Annotated in this window: 15 protein-coding genes; 7 read left to right on the top strand and 8 right to left on the bottom strand. The window is 65.4% G+C overall.

Annotated features, from left to right (window positions below; translation table 11 throughout):
- Positions 1 to 444 (top strand): helix-turn-helix domain-containing protein (locus VKZ50_02070; GenBank protein ID HLJ58496.1); only part of this gene is annotated, 444 nt, incomplete at its 5' end.
- 269 nt (positions 445 to 713) lie between these two features.
- On the opposite strand, the gene VKZ50_02065 is transcribed toward VKZ50_02070, so the two are convergent.
- Together VKZ50_02065 and VKZ50_02060 are read right to left on the bottom strand one after the other, a co-directional pair.
- Positions 714 to 2,090: a S41 family peptidase gene (locus VKZ50_02065; GenBank protein HLJ58495.1), complete on the bottom strand. Its 1,377-nt coding sequence runs from the start codon at positions 2,088 to 2,090 to the stop codon at positions 714 to 716.
- A 46-nt stretch (positions 2,091 to 2,136) separates the two neighbouring features.
- Positions 2,137 to 2,835, bottom strand: coding sequence for a YceI family protein (locus VKZ50_02060; GenBank protein ID HLJ58494.1), 699 nt, complete (start codon positions 2,833 to 2,835; stop codon positions 2,137 to 2,139).
- Between the two features lie 580 nt (positions 2,836 to 3,415).
- Between VKZ50_02060 and VKZ50_02055 the strand changes: the two genes are divergently transcribed.
- A complete protein-coding gene (locus VKZ50_02055; protein ID HLJ58493.1) occupies positions 3,416 to 5,368 on the top strand; it encodes a heavy metal translocating P-type ATPase in 1,953 nt (650 codons plus the stop codon).
- 92 nt (positions 5,369 to 5,460) lie between these two features.
- Here the strand turns inward: VKZ50_02055 and VKZ50_02050 are convergent, their stop codons facing one another.
- From VKZ50_02050 to VKZ50_02035, 4 genes are all read right to left on the bottom strand, one after another.
- On the bottom strand, positions 5,461 to 5,616 hold the full coding sequence (locus tag VKZ50_02050) for a CcmD family protein (protein HLJ58492.1): 156 nt from the start codon (positions 5,614 to 5,616) through the stop codon (positions 5,461 to 5,463).
- Between the two features lie 117 nt (positions 5,617 to 5,733).
- Positions 5,734 to 6,594, bottom strand: a complete 861-nt coding sequence (locus VKZ50_02045) for a hypothetical protein (protein ID HLJ58491.1) — start codon at positions 6,592 to 6,594, stop codon at positions 5,734 to 5,736.
- Between the two features lie 183 nt (positions 6,595 to 6,777).
- Positions 6,778 to 8,181 carry a hypothetical protein gene (locus VKZ50_02040; GenBank protein ID HLJ58490.1) on the bottom strand — a complete coding sequence of 468 codons (1,404 nt, stop codon included), beginning with the start codon at positions 8,179 to 8,181 and terminating at the stop codon, positions 6,778 to 6,780.
- A gap of 352 nt (positions 8,182 to 8,533) precedes the next feature.
- The gene (locus VKZ50_02035; GenBank protein ID HLJ58489.1) at positions 8,534 to 8,953 is read right to left on the bottom strand and encodes a cytochrome c; all 420 of its coding nucleotides are present in this window, start codon (positions 8,951 to 8,953) and stop codon (positions 8,534 to 8,536) included.
- Between the two features lie 442 nt (positions 8,954 to 9,395).
- On the opposite strand from VKZ50_02035, the gene VKZ50_02030 reads away from it, so the two are divergent.
- The 3 genes from VKZ50_02030 (at position 9,396) to VKZ50_02020 (ending at position 11,938) form a co-directional block, all read left to right on the top strand.
- Positions 9,396 to 10,100 carry a CBS domain-containing protein gene (locus tag VKZ50_02030; GenBank protein HLJ58488.1) on the top strand — a complete coding sequence of 235 codons (705 nt, stop codon included), beginning with the start codon at positions 9,396 to 9,398 and terminating at the stop codon, positions 10,098 to 10,100.
- 347 nt (positions 10,101 to 10,447) lie between these two features.
- On the top strand, positions 10,448 to 11,035 hold the full coding sequence (locus VKZ50_02025) for a hypothetical protein (GenBank protein ID HLJ58487.1): 588 nt from the start codon (positions 10,448 to 10,450) through the stop codon (positions 11,033 to 11,035).
- Positions 11,036 to 11,194: 159 nt separating this feature from the next.
- On the top strand, positions 11,195 to 11,938 hold the full coding sequence (locus VKZ50_02020; GenBank protein ID HLJ58486.1) for an SCO family protein: 744 nt from the start codon (positions 11,195 to 11,197) through the stop codon (positions 11,936 to 11,938).
- A gap of 336 nt (positions 11,939 to 12,274) precedes the next feature.
- Here the strand turns inward: VKZ50_02020 and VKZ50_02015 are convergent, their stop codons facing one another.
- Together VKZ50_02015 and VKZ50_02010 are read right to left on the bottom strand one after the other, a co-directional pair.
- Entirely contained in the window at positions 12,275 to 13,000 is a 726-nt protein-coding gene (locus tag VKZ50_02015; GenBank protein ID HLJ58485.1) for a hypothetical protein, read from the bottom strand.
- 529 nt (positions 13,001 to 13,529) lie between these two features.
- Positions 13,530 to 13,919 carry a DUF3795 domain-containing protein gene (locus VKZ50_02010; GenBank protein ID HLJ58484.1) on the bottom strand — a complete coding sequence of 130 codons (390 nt, stop codon included), beginning with the start codon at positions 13,917 to 13,919 and terminating at the stop codon, positions 13,530 to 13,532.
- Between the two features lie 197 nt (positions 13,920 to 14,116).
- Here VKZ50_02010 and VKZ50_02005 point away from each other — a divergent pair, with 197 nt between their 5' ends.
- Both VKZ50_02005 and VKZ50_02000 read left to right on the top strand, forming a co-directional pair.
- Entirely contained in the window at positions 14,117 to 14,776 is a 660-nt protein-coding gene (locus VKZ50_02005) for a response regulator transcription factor (protein HLJ58483.1), read from the top strand.
- A complete protein-coding gene (locus tag VKZ50_02000; GenBank protein HLJ58482.1) occupies positions 14,773 to 16,221 on the top strand; it encodes a PAS domain-containing sensor histidine kinase in 1,449 nt (482 codons plus the stop codon). The genes VKZ50_02005 and VKZ50_02000 overlap by 4 nt, the downstream gene beginning before the upstream one ends.
- Positions 16,222 to 16,781: the final 560 nt, after the last annotated feature.

The raw sequence follows: 16,781 nt of genomic DNA, 5'->3' as shown, positions 1-16,781 counted from the left end.
GGGGCCGAGATTGCCGATCGCGTCGGCTGCAACCTGAAGACCGTGCACCGGTGGCTCCATCGCTTCAACACCTCCGGCTTCGAGACATTCGAACGGGCCACCAACCCGTGGGGCCGGGAGCCGATTCTCCTCGGCCCGCAGGTCCGGGAGCTCGTCAAGGTGGCGCTCAGCCGCCCCGCCGATCTGGGGCTGCCCTTCACGGAGTGGTCCACGGCCAAGCTCACCGCGTACTGCAAGCAGCGGGGCCTCTTGCCCGGCCGGTGGTGTCGCACGAGTCATCGGTCAGGCAGTATCTCGACGATCTGCGGGGCGTGCTCGAGACGGACATCGAAGAGGCTCGCCGGCTTCTCTCTCTGGGCCTCGATCGCATCGTGTTGCGAAGGAACGAGGACGGGCACCTGTGGGCCGAGGTGCGTGGGAACTTGGCCGGGATCCTGCAGCTAGACGACGAGGTGCTTGCTGGATTTGGTGCCGGGAGGGGGATTCTGCCGTTATCACTACGGCCCCGAACGGCGCGCTTGGTCGCATAGTCACTTAAGTCTGATCTGGTTGCTGATCTTTGCGGAAATGGGGTGAGTGCGTTCCACATGCCGGCGATGGTGGCGGCGGGATGGGTAGACTTCGGCGTCAGCGAAGTAGCTCGGAGCCCACCAGGACAACCTAGGACCTCTCCACGCCGCCACCACTCTCTTGGTCATTCATGCGCGCACCAGTCAGTACGTCGTTCGAACCAGACTGCGCACGGACGCAGCATGGCCTGGCGCTTTGGCGCCCTGAAGCGTCGCCTGCAGCTGGGTGTCCACGCCCCGCTCCATGTCGGCCTCCGTGAGCGTCACCGGAACGTCGGGTGAGATGCCCACGCCCTCGACCTGCGCGCCGCGAGGGGTAGTAATCCGCTCGACTGTCACGAACATCCCACCTTCCGGGAGAGGGACCTCAATCGCCCCACCCAAGGCGCCCGCTGTCTTCTCGCCAACGATCGTCGCACGATGGTCGTCCTTCAGCGCGCCGGCCACGACCTCCGCGCCGGAGGCGCTGCCTGAATCGACCAGAACGGCAAGGGGGACCTGGGCGAACGGGCCCATGCCCCGCGTCGTGAGTACGCCGGACCCGTCCTGCCGATCGGTCACGTTCGCGAGCGCGGTCCCGGGCGGGAGGAACAAGCTGCCGACGCGCGCCGCCTCGGTGATCAGACCGCCGGGATTGCCGCGTAGGTCCAAGATGATGGCGCGCAGCGGCGCCTGCGTGGCGAGTTCCCTCAGGGCGGCGTTCAGATCGTGCCCGGCCCCCTGGCTGAACTCGAAGAGGCGGACGTAGGCGATGCCGGGCTGGATGAACCGGGCTTCCACAGGACCTGATTGGATCGCGGCCCGGATGATCGATATCTGCAGGGTCTGCTGACCCCGCAGCACGGTGAGGGCCACGGTGGTGCCGGCCGGACCGCGGACCGCCTGGCTCGCCTCGCCGGGGGTCGCATTCCGCAGGGACGTGGCGCCCGCCTGCACGATCCGGTCGAAGCGTTGGAGCCCCGCGGCCTCGGCAGGGGATCCCGGCAGCACGTCTTCAACAAACACCCAGCGTACGCCGGCGGCGTCGGCCCGTCCGATGATCCGGATGCCGATGCCGGTGAACGCCGACGCCCCCGTCAGCGCCTGCTGGGACGCCGCGAACTTGCTCGGAGTAAGGAAATAGGTGTGGCTGTCGTGCAGAGAGCCAAGCATCCCCTGGGTCGCTGCATACGCCAGCTGCGTCTCGGCTTGCGGGTCCCCCTGAGCGGCGCGCGAAAACTCTGTCAGAAACGCGGCGTCCGCTTCCTGCGCAGTATCCGCGCTCGGGATGTCCGGCAGGATCGCGGCGCTCTCATGGGTGGCCATCCGCACGGTCGCGAGCGCTGCGTTCAGCAGGTCGACCGGATGCACCGGCTCGACATAGTGCCGATCGAGCACCCGGAGCGCCGACACGACGAGTGACCCGTCGGCCGCCCTGGCGGGGCCGACCTGGGCCATCAGCACCATCGCAAGGGCCAAGGCCGCCACGGCGGCGCGCGACCAGGCGGACCGCGAGTGCCCCAACTTCCCTACCCTGTTCATGCTGAGACCCCCTTCTCACCCGGCGCATGCGCCGGAGGGATGCCCGCTACGGCGCGCGCTGCGCAGTAAACTGAATCTCGAGTTCTGCCTGGTTCTGCGCCTGGAGCACGCCCAGCAGGGACGGCGGATCGAATCCGAAATCCGTCATCAGGACGCTGGTGGTGGCATCGCCGGTCAGCGTCTGTCCGTTGAGCGTGACCGTGCCGCTGAAGGTGACCGGCTTGGTGACGCCGTGGACCTCGAGGCTGCCGGCGATCCGGATGGGGATCGCACGACCGTCCACATACGCACCCGGAAGGCCGTCGATCGAAGTCGGCGTGAACACCGCGGTCGGATACCGCGCGGACTCGAGCCAGCGGTTCTGGATTTCCCGGTCGCGGTGACGGCTGTCTGAAGCGAGTTGGCTGATGTCCACGGTGATCGGTCCGATCCGGCTCTGCGACGGATGGGCTCGATCGACCAGGATCTGGCCCTGAATCCCGTGCGTGGTCCCGACTGCGACTTTGAATTGGTTGTTGCGGTTGAAAAAGGTCTCGCCGACATGGTACAGCGCCTGCGATGCCGCCGAGTCAATCACGAACCGTTCTACGCCCACCCCGGCGGGCGCTGGGACAGGCGCGGCCGCGAGCGCGCCGCCAAGCGGCGTCCAGGTGGTGAAGAGAACCGCCAACGCCACGAGGCCCGCGCGGTGCCGAAATGCACCGCCGTTCCGCCGCAGACATATCAACCCTGTCCATGTGCGCATACTGTGTGCCCCTTTTCACGTGCCGGAGTGTGCCGGACGCTTGCGCGATCGCGGCTCGAGTATCATGGATCAATAGTGTCGTTTCCGACCGTTTGAACGTACCTCATCGGGATGACATCCGGATGACAAGGTCGCATGCAATATCGAGCCGATATATGAGAAACCCTTCGCTGGCTGTGGTGAATTATGGCCTAGCGGGACGCCGAACCCCGCAGCCCAGTATCCCGGCATTGCCCGAGCTCGACCAAGCCCAAATCTGCCCGTGCGGATCGACTTCCGAAAGTACCGCGCGGTCCGCGGGAACTGGACCGGGATGATCCGGTGTGTCCTTCCAGTGTTCCACCCGCGTAAATCCGGCTAAGACCCGATGTCTCGTGCGCTCGCCCGACGGTATCCTCAAGAAGGCGCGGGGTATCTGGCGCCGCCGCCAGGGGTCTTTGGAATGGCGCGACCGTCGTTGGTAGCGAGTAAATCATTTGACCATTCGCCCACAGGCGTGCTGGTTCGGCCTCCCGAACGCACGGGCAGCGGACCGGCGGCTCCACCCAGTACTCGCGGGACGGACGCCGAGGGCCGTCTCGTGCATCTATGGCCGGGCGCCCAGCCTTTGCTCTGTGCGCTGCTTCTCATTACGGGGCGTGTCGTCGAGCGCGCCGCCCCAGGGCCGGCGGTCGTCCTGTACGCGCTGTCGTATCTCGCGGGGGGCACCGGGAGCGCACTCACCGCCTGGAGGGCGTTGCGGGAACGCCGCATCGACGTCAACCTACTGATGTTGCTCGCCGCGCTGGGGGCCGCGTACCTCGGGGCCTGGACGGAAGGTGCGATCCTGCTCTTCCTGTTCTCGACGAGCAACGCGTTGGAGTTCTACGTCATGCGCCGTACGCGGAGGGCGATCCGTTCGCTCATGGCGTTGCGGCCGGTGGAGGCGCTCGTCCGCCGGGCCGACGGCGAAGTACTCGTGCCCGCGGACACCCTCCGCATCGGCGACATCGTCGTCGTGCGACCGGCGGAACGCCTCGCCGCCGATGGCACCGTCGTTCGCGGAGCCTCGAGCGTGGACCAGTCGCCGATCACTGGCGAGTCGATCCCGGTGGACGTCGGCGCCGGGTCTCGCGTGTTCGCGGGAACGATCAACCAGCGGGGGAGCCTGGAGGTCCGCGTGACGCGAGGCCCCGAAGATACGACGCTCGCCCGCATCATCGCGCTGGTCGAGCAGGCCCAGGCGGCGCAGCCGCCCGCGCAACGACTCATTGACCGATTCGGCCAAATCTACGCGCTCGGCGTGATCGGGTCCGCCGCGGTGACCTACCTCGTACTAGCTGGACACGCCGTCCCTGCGTCAGCTGCGTTCTATCGAGCGATCACGTTGCTCGTGGTCGCGTCTCCGTGCGCCGTGGTCATCTCGACGCCGGCAACCGTGCTGTCGGCCATCGCCAACGCCGCCCGCCACGGTATCTTGTTCAAGGGCGGCGCGTACCTGGAGCGTCTCGCCGCCGTCGAAACCGTGGTGTTCGACAAGACCGGCACGCTCACCACAGGACGTCCGATCGTCACCGACGTCGTGCCGTTGGCAGGCGACGAAGCGTCGCTCCTGGCGGCTGCCGCGGCGCTGGAGCAGCGTTCGGAGCACGCGTTGGCCGACGCGGTGGTCGCGGCCTGCCGCGATCGGGGCGTCGCGCCGGCCGTCCCGGACGCGTTCGAAGCCGTCACCGGCCGTGGGGTGCGCGGCACCGTCGCGGGACGGCTCGTGCGTGTGGGTAGCGAAGGGTTCTTGACCGACGAAGGAGTGCCGATACCGGGCTGCGCCCAAGTGCTGCTCGCGACACTCCGGCGCGAGGGCAAGACGCCGATTTTCGTGGGCGACACGCAACTCCGCGGCATCATCGCGCTTGCCGACACCGTGCGACCGAAGGCCGCCGCCGCGGCGGCGGCACTTAGGGCGCTCGGGATCAAGCGTCTCGTGGTCCTGTCCGGGGACCACACAGAGGCGGTCGCCGCCCTCGCCAAGCAACTCGGCCTCGACGACGCCCGCGGCAATCTGCTGCCAGAGCACAAGGCCCGAGCCATCGAGGCACTTGAGCAGGCGGGTCCCGTCGCTATGGTCGGCGACGGCGTGAACGACGCGCCGGCCCTGGCCGCCGCGTCCGTCGGGATCGCGATGGGCGCGGCCGGCACCGACGCGGCGATGGAGACCGCCGACATCGTGCTGATGGGCGACGATCTCGCCCGGCTTGCCTATGCTATCGCGCTCAGCCGCCGGGCGCGCCGCGTGATCGCCCAAAACCTCGTGTTCGCGTTCAGCGTGGTCGCCGTCCTCGTGACCGTCGTGCTCGCCACGGGACTTCGGCTCGCGTTTGGGGTCGTCGGCCACGAAGGCAGCACGGTCGTGGTCGTTCTGAACGGACTTCGCCTCCTCGGGTACCGCCCCGGCGCACCCATCCACCCCCGTCCCGATGCGCTGACGCCGGGCAGGAGTGGCGGCACCGCCGGCGATGTCGCGCGACAGCACCCCCCAGATCGGGTTCACGTTTGATCCACACCATCGCCCAGCGGGCATCGTAGGGGTATCTGCGCCCTATGAACCCCTACTGTGGGCAAGCAAGACCGCACGCATGCTACCATACGTTACCGGGGATGGGTTCCAGTCGGCGGCATCGGACGCGACCGCGCCACCATCGCCTCTACCTCCCGCTCGAGCCTCCGACTGCGCCTCACGAGCCCGAACAGGGAGAGAAACAGCCCAACCCACACGACCGCAAACACCGCGAACAGGTACATCATGGCGTCCGGTGCGCTCGTTGGCGAGTGCTTGCACGCTCGCCTTCAGGATGTCCAGCCGGACCCTCAGCTACTGTCATGACCATCCTCCGTTGACGTGTGCGAGTCCGGCCAGGGCGATTATGCTGATACAGGATGGCAGCGTAGCGCCACGGTCAGGCCGAACGCAAGCGCGAGCACAAGCACGCCGGAAGCGATCTCGGGCCAGAGGTCCGCAGACACGGGCAACCCGTCGAGGCGCACGGACACCGCTCCCCCGGGACCCACGGGGCCGCCGGACCACCGCGCGTACCGCTGACCACGTTCCGTCACAACGCCATCAGCGTACAGTGCCGCCCCGGAGACCCGGATGCTCGGGTCCGCCAGCAACTCAATGTCGGTTGCCCCGTATGGGAACTCCCACCGCAGGGTTGCCGTTCGGGTGCGCGGCTCAACCCCGAACGCATACGCGACCTCCGTTGACCCCGGCAGTACTGGGATCGCATCTGTAATCGCGTTGCTCGTGACATGTGGGTCGCGCCACCCGCCGATGAACTCGACGGGCTCGGCCGACCGCGGGACCGGGGATATCTGCGGCAGCCGGAACACCAGCGGATCCTCGTCCGTGACGGCAACGGTTTGATCGGTCGCGTTGTTCAGACGCTGAATCACGCTCACTCTGAGCGCGCCGCGCACGAGCTCGAAGACCGCGAACGCTACCGTCCCGCGCACGACCGCCCTCTTGGTGGTGACCGCGAATACGGAGAGCGGCACGTCGCGCAGGGGGGCCGCGGTGGTCAGGGCAACCCGGGCTGTGTATGGTACCCCACCGTATTCCACGTGAACCAAAAACACGCGAGGTCCACCGACCGGCAGTCCGGGGAACGCGAAACGGCCCTGAGGGTTGGTCGTCGTCACCCTCGTCGAAGTGGAGGCGGGTTCGACGATCTCGAGGCGCACGGACTGCCCGGTCACCGGATGCGCGGGGGCTGTCTGATCCATCACACTGCCCCGGATCTCACCGGGGACACCAGCTCCGATGGCCGGTTCACACGCGGCCAAACTAGCGCCGAGCGCACACAAGAGAAGCGCGCGGCGCGCTGCCCTAGCGCGGTCAAATTCAGCCGGTCGGAACACCGGAAGCATGACGGGCCACACGACCCCTTGCACGGCCGGGGAGCCCTATTAGAAGGCGAACCAGGTGAACAAGAAAAGCGAATTGTTGTCGCTTGCGTTGCGCCCGAACCCATCATAGTTTGTCGTCCCGCCGTTAAACTGCAGGTAGTACGTATATTGCAGTCCGATCCGCACATTCAGCCAAGGGTAGCCCCAGTGCGTCGTGTCGCTGCCAAAGGGTGTCCAGTCGATTTGCGCGATGATGGCCTGCGAATTCGGACTGCCACTTGCGCTCCCGGTGAGCGGCGCGGGAGCATATAGTGTTGGGTCTGTACTCCCGGAAGTGCTCGTGTAAGCCAAGGTGAGTCCATACGTGTTGTGCCAGTAGTAGGAGGCGGCGATGCGGAACTGATTCAGGTAGTTAGTGGGGTTGCTTGTCAGGCCCGCGGCGTTGGACGCCGTCAGCGTTTGCGTCTCAAACAGGAGATTGCTGGTAACGGCGAGGGTGTTCGGCCCGAACGCATGCTGGTAAGTGGCGTCGAGCCCCCAATCGACGTCCTGATTTTGCGCCGTCGTGTCGGCAATGCCCGGGATTTGCTGCAGCGGGATACTCATCAGCACCCCGCCAAACTCGAGAAAGTTGTTATCCCACGCATGCTGATCGGCGAGTCGGAAATACGGTGCACTCCCGGCGATCGTTCCGAGACTCGACGAGGCGATGTTCATGGTGTTCAGCATCCCCGCGCTCCACGATTGGTAGAGCCCGGCTTCGGCATAAATACTGTTATCGTACAAGGCATACAGATTCATGCCGTAGACAGTGGTGCCGAGGACGCTGATCGCTGGGTTTGCGCTCGGCACAGGCCCGATGAACGGCGTTATATAGGGGAACGCAAAGCCGTTATAGAGAGTGTTAAAGGGATCTCCCCCCGACGGCGTATTGTTGAAGTCGAACCCCAGCAGGAGCGAGTGAGTCCCGAGACTGAGAGGTTTCGTGATCTCGAGATCCGACGTTGCCTCGGACCCAATCAGCGGTCCCCCTGGCGCGGCGGTGAACCCCACCTGCTCAAATCCGCCGATACCAAAGGCACCCTCGAAAGAATGCCCTCCCGCAATAAAAAGCGAGGTACCACTCCCTAGAATATTGAAAAAGTCATTCGTGCCGTACCCGGTGGGCGCTGTCGGCTGCGCCGTCGCATCATGTTGGTAACTTGGTGAGACGACGAGATTGACGGGGATATGCGACCATACGCCGGTGCCCCCACTCAGGGTGTAGCCGTTCGCTCTGAAAGAGATGCCGAACGGCGTTAGTTGGGGCCCGAATCCGCCGACGTGACAGGCACTGCACGGCAATCCTGTTTGGCCGGAGAAACTCGGCAGCGCGTAGACTGGTGAGACCCGCAAGACCGTCGCGGCGAATGCCAGCGTTCCCAGAAGAATGGTGCACAATCGCGGGATGCTGATGTGCGGCACGTCGGGCGCTCGACGACGACGTCCAAAACCGGAGCTGCCAACCACGGCCTCACCCCCCGGTGCGCATCACCGTGCCCTTAGCTCTCGCCGTAGCAGCCGCCACCTTGCCTTCGTGGGGCTCTCCTCGACAACCGTTGCCTCCCACGTACCGCGGGAAGATCCTGGCGCGAGATTTCGGGTTCCACTTCGCCCGGCGTGTACGCCGAGCGAAGCCCATTCCTGTTCGCTCCTATTTGTTTCCAACCATAAAGCTGCGAATAATGCCTTGTCTATCGGGCGCAGACCCTACTTTCGACGAGAAGCAGCGCAACCATGAATTGGACGCCCGATTAGCGCCGGACGTCAGGCAGCATCACTTAGGATACTTAGCGCCGTTGTCCTGCGCCGTCCCCGGTACTGCCCGTTCCCCCTTGACCACGTCGTCGCTCACTGCCGGCGCGCTGTTGCCCCAGGAGCTCCGGATGTAGGTTAACACCTGCGCGATCTGTGCATCGTTCATGCTCCCTGCCAAGCCGGCCATAGCGCTACTATATGCCTGTCCGTTGACGACGATGCGGCCCTGCAAACCGTAAAGCACCACGCGCGCAAGGTAGTGGGGATCACCATTGACGACGGGACTGTCGGCGAGCGGCGGAAAAGCACCCGCCATTCCCTTGCCGCTTACCTGGTGGCACATGGCACAACGCTGGCCGTATAGGTCCGCGCCCGGGACCGAGGCCGCCTGTGCGGGCGCAACGGCCAACATGGCATGCGCCGCGAGCACGTTCCGCATCGCGCCGCCGTATCCCAGACCAACCAGTATCGCCGTCAACGCCGTCGCGCAAGCGATCGTTGTCCAACACCGGTTCGCTAAATCGTTCTGGCGTCTATCCCGTCCCACTGTTGTTTCCTCCTAGTGGACCCTGCCGATCGATCCGACGACCCGGCATGATTCATTTGAAGGCTTGCCCATCAAACTCCTGCCATCAAACCAGCGTGGGCTAGGGCCACCTGCTTCGTTTATGGATCCGGGCCGGATCGAAAAAGCCGTTCGCCGCGAAGAGTTGGACGTGGGACGCCCGGCTGCAGCTACCCGAGTGGCTGAGCGACACGAGTCCGCGCCAAGCAGCGGCATGCCCGTGATCGGATCCCGGCCACAAGATCGGGCGCCGGCCCGATTGTTTCAAATTAATCCCATCCTTATCGTGGTTGGCAATGACCGCCGGAGGCTGCCGATGCTCGTCCGGGAGTGCATGATCACAAACCCTCTCATGATCGATGCGGGGGCCACCGTAGGGGCGGCAGCCCGTTCGATGCGAACCGCGCGGACGGGGCGGTTGTGCGTCGTGGCGGGGGACCGGCTCGTTGGGGTTGCCACGTGGACCGACCTGGCGCGCGTGCCTCCGTCTCGCGTCGGCGATCCGAACGACGTCGCCCTAGCAGACGTCATGACGACGCACCCGGTGGTGATTCGCCCCGGAGCGTTGATGGAGGAAGCGGCGCGCACCTTGTACTGGCACGGCCTTCAGGCGTTGCCGGTGGTGGAAGACCAGAGGCTCATCGGACTCATCACAAGCCGCGATGTTATCGGAGTCTTTATCCGCCGCGTCGGGGCGGATATCCGCGGCATCTCCATGGCCGTCAACCTGTCGAACGACCGGTCGGACCTGTGCAGGCTATCGGAATCGCTGGAGGTGCTGCGCTCTGCCCTCTCTCCGTTTGCGCTGAACGTACGGGTGGATCAGTACGAGGCGCGGGCTCGAATACGCGTCGCTTCTCCCTCACTCCGCGTCGCGGAACAACTTGCCGCGGCGGGCTATACGATCTCTGAGTTGTCCCTCGATACCTCGATGGAGGAACCAAGATCCCTTCCGCGCCGCGAGCACGACGAGGGGTCCACGCCGGGGCCTGACTCTACGCCCCACGACCCGCGAGAGTAACCCGAACCGCGAGAAAGCCCGCGCCCCTGACATGCAACGCGGCCTCCCCTATGCTTTCCAAGGTTGCGCGTCAGCGCCACTGCCATGGTCGAGATAGGATCCTTCGAACTCGCGGGCGATCCGTGAGCGTCAGCGTGAATCAGCCGACCAGACTAGGGTTGGCGGGGAGCACGCGATAGGGCAGTCTTCGATCGGCAACGAGCGGATTGAACCCTAATACTCGTCGCCCGGGTCGCCGCATCGCGGGTGCTTGGCGCGCCACGGCAACATCAGGTCCCCGCCTGATATGCGGAAGGACTGCCAGGAAGTAGCCTAATTATAATGTTTCGAACGAGGAGGTGGCACCCATGAACGTGATGATACGACATCTCCTACGCGCCCTCGCTGTAGCGGGCGTGACGGTGGGGATGTTGAGCATGCTCCCCGGGGCCCGTCCGCCGGCGTCTGGCGCGTCGCAACCGGTGCAACTCGCCCTGAAGATCGTGACGGTCAAGGTCCCCGGACAGAAGGACCCGTGGCCCGAGTATGTACCGGCGCGCTTTACCCTGCCGCAGCACGCACTTGTGCAGGTGACGGTTCGCGACTTCGACGATGGTGCCGCCGACATCCCGCCCGGCTACGAGGTGGTCCGGGGAACGGTCGATGGAACGATGCGGTTCTTCAACGGGGCGAATGCTACCGTGACCCCAGGCGCTGGGACTCTCGTGAAGCAACTCCCGATGAAGAAAGTCGCGCACACGTTGACGGTCGTGGGCGAGGGCTTTTACTTGAACGTGCCGATGCCGCCGCTTTCGACGGTCGTCTTTACGATCAAGACGCCGGGACCGGGGACGTATCCCTGGCAGTGCATGGCGGCGTGCGGGACCGGTGAGGGCGGTTGGGGCGGCCCGATGGCGAAGAACGGCTGGATGCAAGGCGCGATGGTGGTGCGGTAACTGATCAACGGCGGGGGGGAGGCGGTCGCGAGCACGCCGGCCTGATGGTGGGTCAGGGGCGTCCGGGCCGCCTCGCCCCGCCGGGAGTATACGCGCAAGCCTGCGGGTGAGGACATCGTCATGGGAAAGAATCGAAAGAGGACGCAGGAGCACACTAGCATGATCCCCGACGGAATCGGGGCGCGTCTCTTCGCCCGCCCCTGGGTCCGGGGGGTCCTCGCGGTCCTGGTCCTCGTGCTCGTGGTGGCGGGCGCCGCGGTCATGCAGTTACTCGACAGTGCGCCGCCTCAGTTTGTGGGGGCAGCCCCGATGGTTCCACCGATGCCAGCGTACAACTTCCGGCTGCTCGACCAAGCCGGCCATCACGTGACGCTGGCGAGTTTTCGCGGCAAGGCGGTTGCACTGACGTTTCTCTACACGCATTGCCCGGATGTCTGCCCTGTGATTGCCGAGAAGATGCGCGAGGCGTCCACGATGCTGGGTGCGAGTACCGCCCGGGTGGCGTTCGTCGCTGTCAGCGTTGACCCACGCGGAGACACGCCGGAGGCGGTTCGGGCGTTCCTCGTCGCGCACCGTGTGACATACAACCTCGTGTATCTGACAGGCCCCCTCGAGACACTGAGGCCCGTGTGGGCCCACTACTATATCGGGACAGGCGCCAACCAGGTCAACTCCGCAGCGTCAGACGAGAGCACTCCGTCTATCGATCTGGTTACTCATAACTCGATGGTGTATGTCATTGACCCGCGCGGGTCGATCCGGCTTTTCTTGCCGGCGAGTTTTAGCCCTGGGGATCTGGCTACGGACCTGCGGCTCCTTACGTCGATGCCTCGCGAACGAAGCACGGGCTCCTACTCGGATCCCCGCAAGGAGCTGGTGGTTGGCGACACTGCGAGACCGTGAACGTTGCAGGGACTCGTGCGCATCATTCACCGAGACGGTCACCGAAGCGGGCAGTGCACCTCCGTGTCGACCACGCGGCAACACAAGCCCGCGAACGGGCGCCGCCACCCGCATCCGCGGTGCTCCAGCGCATTCTCACCCGCGTCACACGGCTGACGGCGTCGAGCGCAGGATATCACAGGCAAACGGATTCGACGCGTTTTCGAGCATACCAGGCCCACACCGGCGATTGAACAATACATCGCCGAACAGACCCGCACTCCGGGCCCCTTGTCTGGCCGGCAACCGCACGGACGGTTGCGTGCGACGACCAGTCCGGTAACGAAGCGCGAGACATCACACCAGTTCCGCCGCCATACGCATCAGGCTACTATACGGCGGCCGCTCTCCATTCCATAACGCGCCGACTGTTGTCTCGGCGAGGACGCTCGGTAGCCCAGGAAACAGCCGCACAAACTCGGCTTCGTAGTCTTCCTGGGTATGCAATGGCGCGGCACCCGCGCTTGCGATTCGGCCGTCGATGGAACAGCACCAGAGCAGACGGGATCGCTTCCGCAGCGCGCGCGTCGCCGCCAGATCGTCCAAAGCCTCGGTTCCATAGCCGAACGTTACGTCTAGGATGTCTGTAACGTGTCCGAACTCGTGACGGAGGAATCGCTGTAGCCCGAGAGGGTCGGCAAACCGCATCGGGAGAATCTTCAGGCCGAGCGTGGATTGGTTTTCGCTCACTTCCGCGCCCTCTTCGGAGGCGGCCCAGGCACGGGACACCACAACCTCGGCGAACCGATCTGCGAGGACGGCCACGGCCTCTCGCACCGCATCGTAGATCGTCTGTTGAAACACGCTGGCATGCGTTCCACGGGACACCGTACCCCGCTCTTCGGATTGCGGATCGGGCGCGGCAAGCGGTTGGCTGGTCGTCGGCATGGTTCGTTCCCCGGGCGGTTTCGTGGCCGAGAATGGCTGCCCGAATGCTTGCTCGACAACGGCCTCCTCGAGCTCGGGACTATAACGGATGCGCGTCGGGCCCATCGCCATGACCCCCGTCGGCTCAACAGGCATGCCCATCGGCCTTTGCGGATCCCCGCCGCTGGACCTTTACGCTGATCTTAGCACGGACCACCACGTTGGAGTAAGCCGTTATTCCGTACGCGGACTCGCGTGAGCCTTGCCCCCCATTGCGCCGTGTCAACCTCCCATGTCAAAGCACGGGTGCGCGAGGAGCCTGTCGCGTCTTGAGAAGGATGGCGTCGTGCAGGATCGGCGATCGCGCCGCATGATGATGATCATCGCAGAGCCCGACATTGCCGAATGTCAGGAGCACTTTCGCATGCTTCCTGCCGTAGACCTTGCGCGTCGAGCCTTCCACGCCGAGGGTGGGCGTTAGCTCTCCAGGGCACGCGGGCGGGGTTCGTAAAGGCGTCGAGATACACGGTCTCGCGCAAGGGAGGATGTCCGCGAAGGTGACGGTATGGATCGTGCTGCTCACCCGAGTGACAGGTGCGGTCAGGCCTCACGCTGGATAACTGCAGCCTCGCGACAATGCTCGCGTCCCCGATCGGCCCTCTTCCCCGTCAGCGTGCACACTCCACTACCCGTGGTGACCTCGCTGCAGCAGCGGACAGAACGCGTGATGCCAGATCTGCCGCTCGCGCGCCCACGCCGCCCACTGGTCGTCCCCGACGGCGGCTCGGAGGGCGGCCGAGTTAATCCGCTCATCGCCAGGGCCGCTCTGTGCCGCCAGGTTCACCAGGAGTACGCACGGGAACTCCGGGCAGACGCCGCAATGAGCTACTCCGCGTTCCCGGGTGCACGCGTACACGGGACACAGATTACCCACCCCGACTTGCTCCTGCGTGGCACACGTCGCATTCCACATCTCATACGCCGCATTACCTTGCCAGTACAGCCCACACCGCCCGGCAAAATCTTTCGGAAGAGCTTTCAACACTGGCCGATCTTGCTGAGTCGTGGTCGCCACTGCTGCCCCCTCCTCTTGCCGTACTATACACTCACTGTACGGCGGCACGGCCTGCGTGCACAGCGGGAAACCACGCAGCGTCCCCTCGTGAAAACACGTGTGTGAGAAGACGCGGCCCCACGGACGCTGCCTCGCCTGCGCGTGCCACCGACCCAGGAGCTTCCTTCCGCGTGTCGAACGCCGACCGAGGGGTAATCATGATCCGCATTGTTCTCGCCGACGACCACGCGTTACTTCGCGAGGGCACGCGCCATATGCTCGCGCAACATCACGACCTTCGCGTGGTGGGCGAGGCCGCCAGTGGAGACGAAGCGCTCGCATTGATCACGCGCCATCACCCGGACGTGGCGATCCTCGACATGCGGATGCCCGGTCTCGCCGCCACCGAGGTCATAGGCAGAGCCGCAGAGCTCGCGCCATCCACCCGATGCGTGATCCTGTCGGCCTACGACAACGAGGCGTTCGTCCTCGGCGCCTTGGAGGCCGGCGCCGCCGGGTACCTGCCCAAGACTGTCAAGGCGGCCGAGCTCGCTGCGGCCGTCCGCGCCGTGTACCGGGGCGAGACGGTCCTCCACCCTGATCTCGCCCACAGGGTGGCGCGGTTGTGGGCGCGTGGGAGCGCGCGGAAGGACCCGAACGCGCTCACGCCCCAGGAGATGCATGTGCTGCGCCTCGCGGCCCGTGGGTTACGTAACAAGGGCATCGCGCAAACTCTCGGGGTCAGCGTGCGCACGGTGGAGGGTCACTTCAGTGCCATCCTGGCCAAACTCGCCTTGCCGTCCCGCACGGCCGCGGTCGTGTATGGCGCGGCCCACGGGTGGTTCACCCTCGAAGGAATGGGAGACACGCCGGAGTGACGGCCGTCACGCGTCTTGAGGTGCTCGCGCGGCGACTTCAGGAACGCGGCCTCCCCGTCGCCGACCGGCGCTTCTGGCTGGTGCAGGCGCTCGTCGTCGGGATTGCAGTGGCGGACATCCTGGTCGACGCGGCGCCTCACGCAGCTGAGCAATCGATCTTGTACATGCTCCCAGAACTCTCGTTTTTGGTCCCGGTAGGGTACGCTGCGTTGAGCTTCGGGCTCCGGGGTGCCGTGTGTACGGCGTTGTGGGCGACCACCCTCACCTTCTTCCACGTCCTCGGCATGCACCACATGACGCAACTGGACATCGCGCTCGTGGATCTGGTCGTCCTCAACGCGACCGCCGTGTTCGTCGGGCAACGGGTGGACCGCGAGGCCTCCGCCGCCGCGGCGGCCGAGCGAGCCCGGGTAGCCCTTCAGGCCTCGGAGCGTCGCTACCGCACCCTGTTCGATTCATCGGGAGAGGCCGTGCTCGTGCTGGATCGATCCGGGGTCATCCAACAGGCCAATGCTGCCGCGGGCGAGTTGCTGGGCCGTCCACGGTTGGCGCTTGCGGGCGAGACGCTTCGCGATCTCCTGGGGCGCGACAGCACCACGCACATTCAGGGGGGGCCCCCAGTTCCGAGTGAGGGAGAGCTTGTGCTCACTCGCCCCGGGGGCGCGGTCGCCTACCTGGAGCCGATTCCCACGGTCCTCACATCTGAGCACGGCCCTACGTTGGTGCAGCTCGTCCTGCGGGACGTCACGCACCAGCGCCGGCGCCGCGAGGAGCTACGCAGCTACGCAGGCCACACGTTGCGGGCGCAGGAGGACGAGCGGCGCCGGATCGCGCAGGAACTCCACGACGACGTCCTGCAAAGCCTGATCCTTCTCGTCCGTCACCTGGATGCCATAGAGGAGAGCTTCGGTGCGTCGCCGGCAGTGGCCCTGACGCGGCTCCAGGCCACTCGGGGCGTTGCTGAGGACTTGGTTCGATCCGTGCGGGGCTTCGCCTATCAGCTCCGGCCCCCTACCCTGGAGGCCCTGGGACTGGTAGCATCCCTCCGGCAGGGGCTGGACGAGATGGCGAGTCGGGCGGACCTCGAAAGCGAGTTCATTGTGGAGGGCCCGCCGCGGCGCCTGGCAGATGAAGTCGAGCTTGGGCTGTTCCGCATCGCGCAGGAAGCGCTGCGGAACGTCGAGCGACACGCTGCGGCGACGGCCGTGGTCGTGACCGTTCGATTTGCCGAGAACGGCGTGATGCTCCAGGTCGAGGACAACGGCGCGGGGTTTGATGCCGAGGAGGAGCAGCCCCGGCTCGCGGAGCGGCGGCACTTCGGTCTGCTCGGCATGCAGGAACGGGCCGCGCTGGTGGGCGGAAGGCTGAGCATCACATCGCGGCCGGGAGGAGGCACGACAGTCATTACCACGGTGCCTGGTGCGACCAGGACGTCACCCGCCTAAAGAGAAGCGTGACGGCATCGTCAACGACTTTGGATGCAGCATTTCGCGGGCTCACGGATCCGTCCTTGGTGGCTGGTGGCACTGCCCTTGATAGGATTCGCCCTCGCATGGCTAGAGGAAGGTCTCACAACGTGACGTACTGCTCGAACAGTGACGACGGTCTTTGGCTTTGAAATCCCGTCTAACTCCCCGGTGTTTCTGACGATCGTCGGGACGCACGTCATCGTGGCCCTCGTTTGCGTGTGCGCTGGCCCTGTCGCCATGCTGAGCCCGCAAAGGCCCGGGACGTCATCCGACGTTCGGGACAGTCTACTACTAACGGCTGTACGTGGTGTCCCTGTCAGCAACCGCACTAGCCATCATGCGCTTGACCGAGGACCATTCCTTGTTTCTCCTCGGCGCCGCGGCGTTCGGGGCAGCTGTCAACACCGGTTGAAATCTCCGCGTAGTGCCGGTTGAAAATTCCCCAGCCCGTCAGGTGTTCGATATCACCTCCTGTCCGCCCGGCCGGTGCGCGATGATCGCATCGGTGGGCTGGGCTCGGTGCCTTGGGCCGCTAG

It is taken from the genome of bacterium (genome assembly GCA_035295165.1).
Classification (GTDB): Bacteria; Sysuimicrobiota; Sysuimicrobiia; order Sysuimicrobiales; family Segetimicrobiaceae; genus JAJPIA01.
The sequence above is the reverse complement of the archived record's forward strand: the minus strand, read 5'-3'. Positions and strand labels throughout refer to the sequence as shown.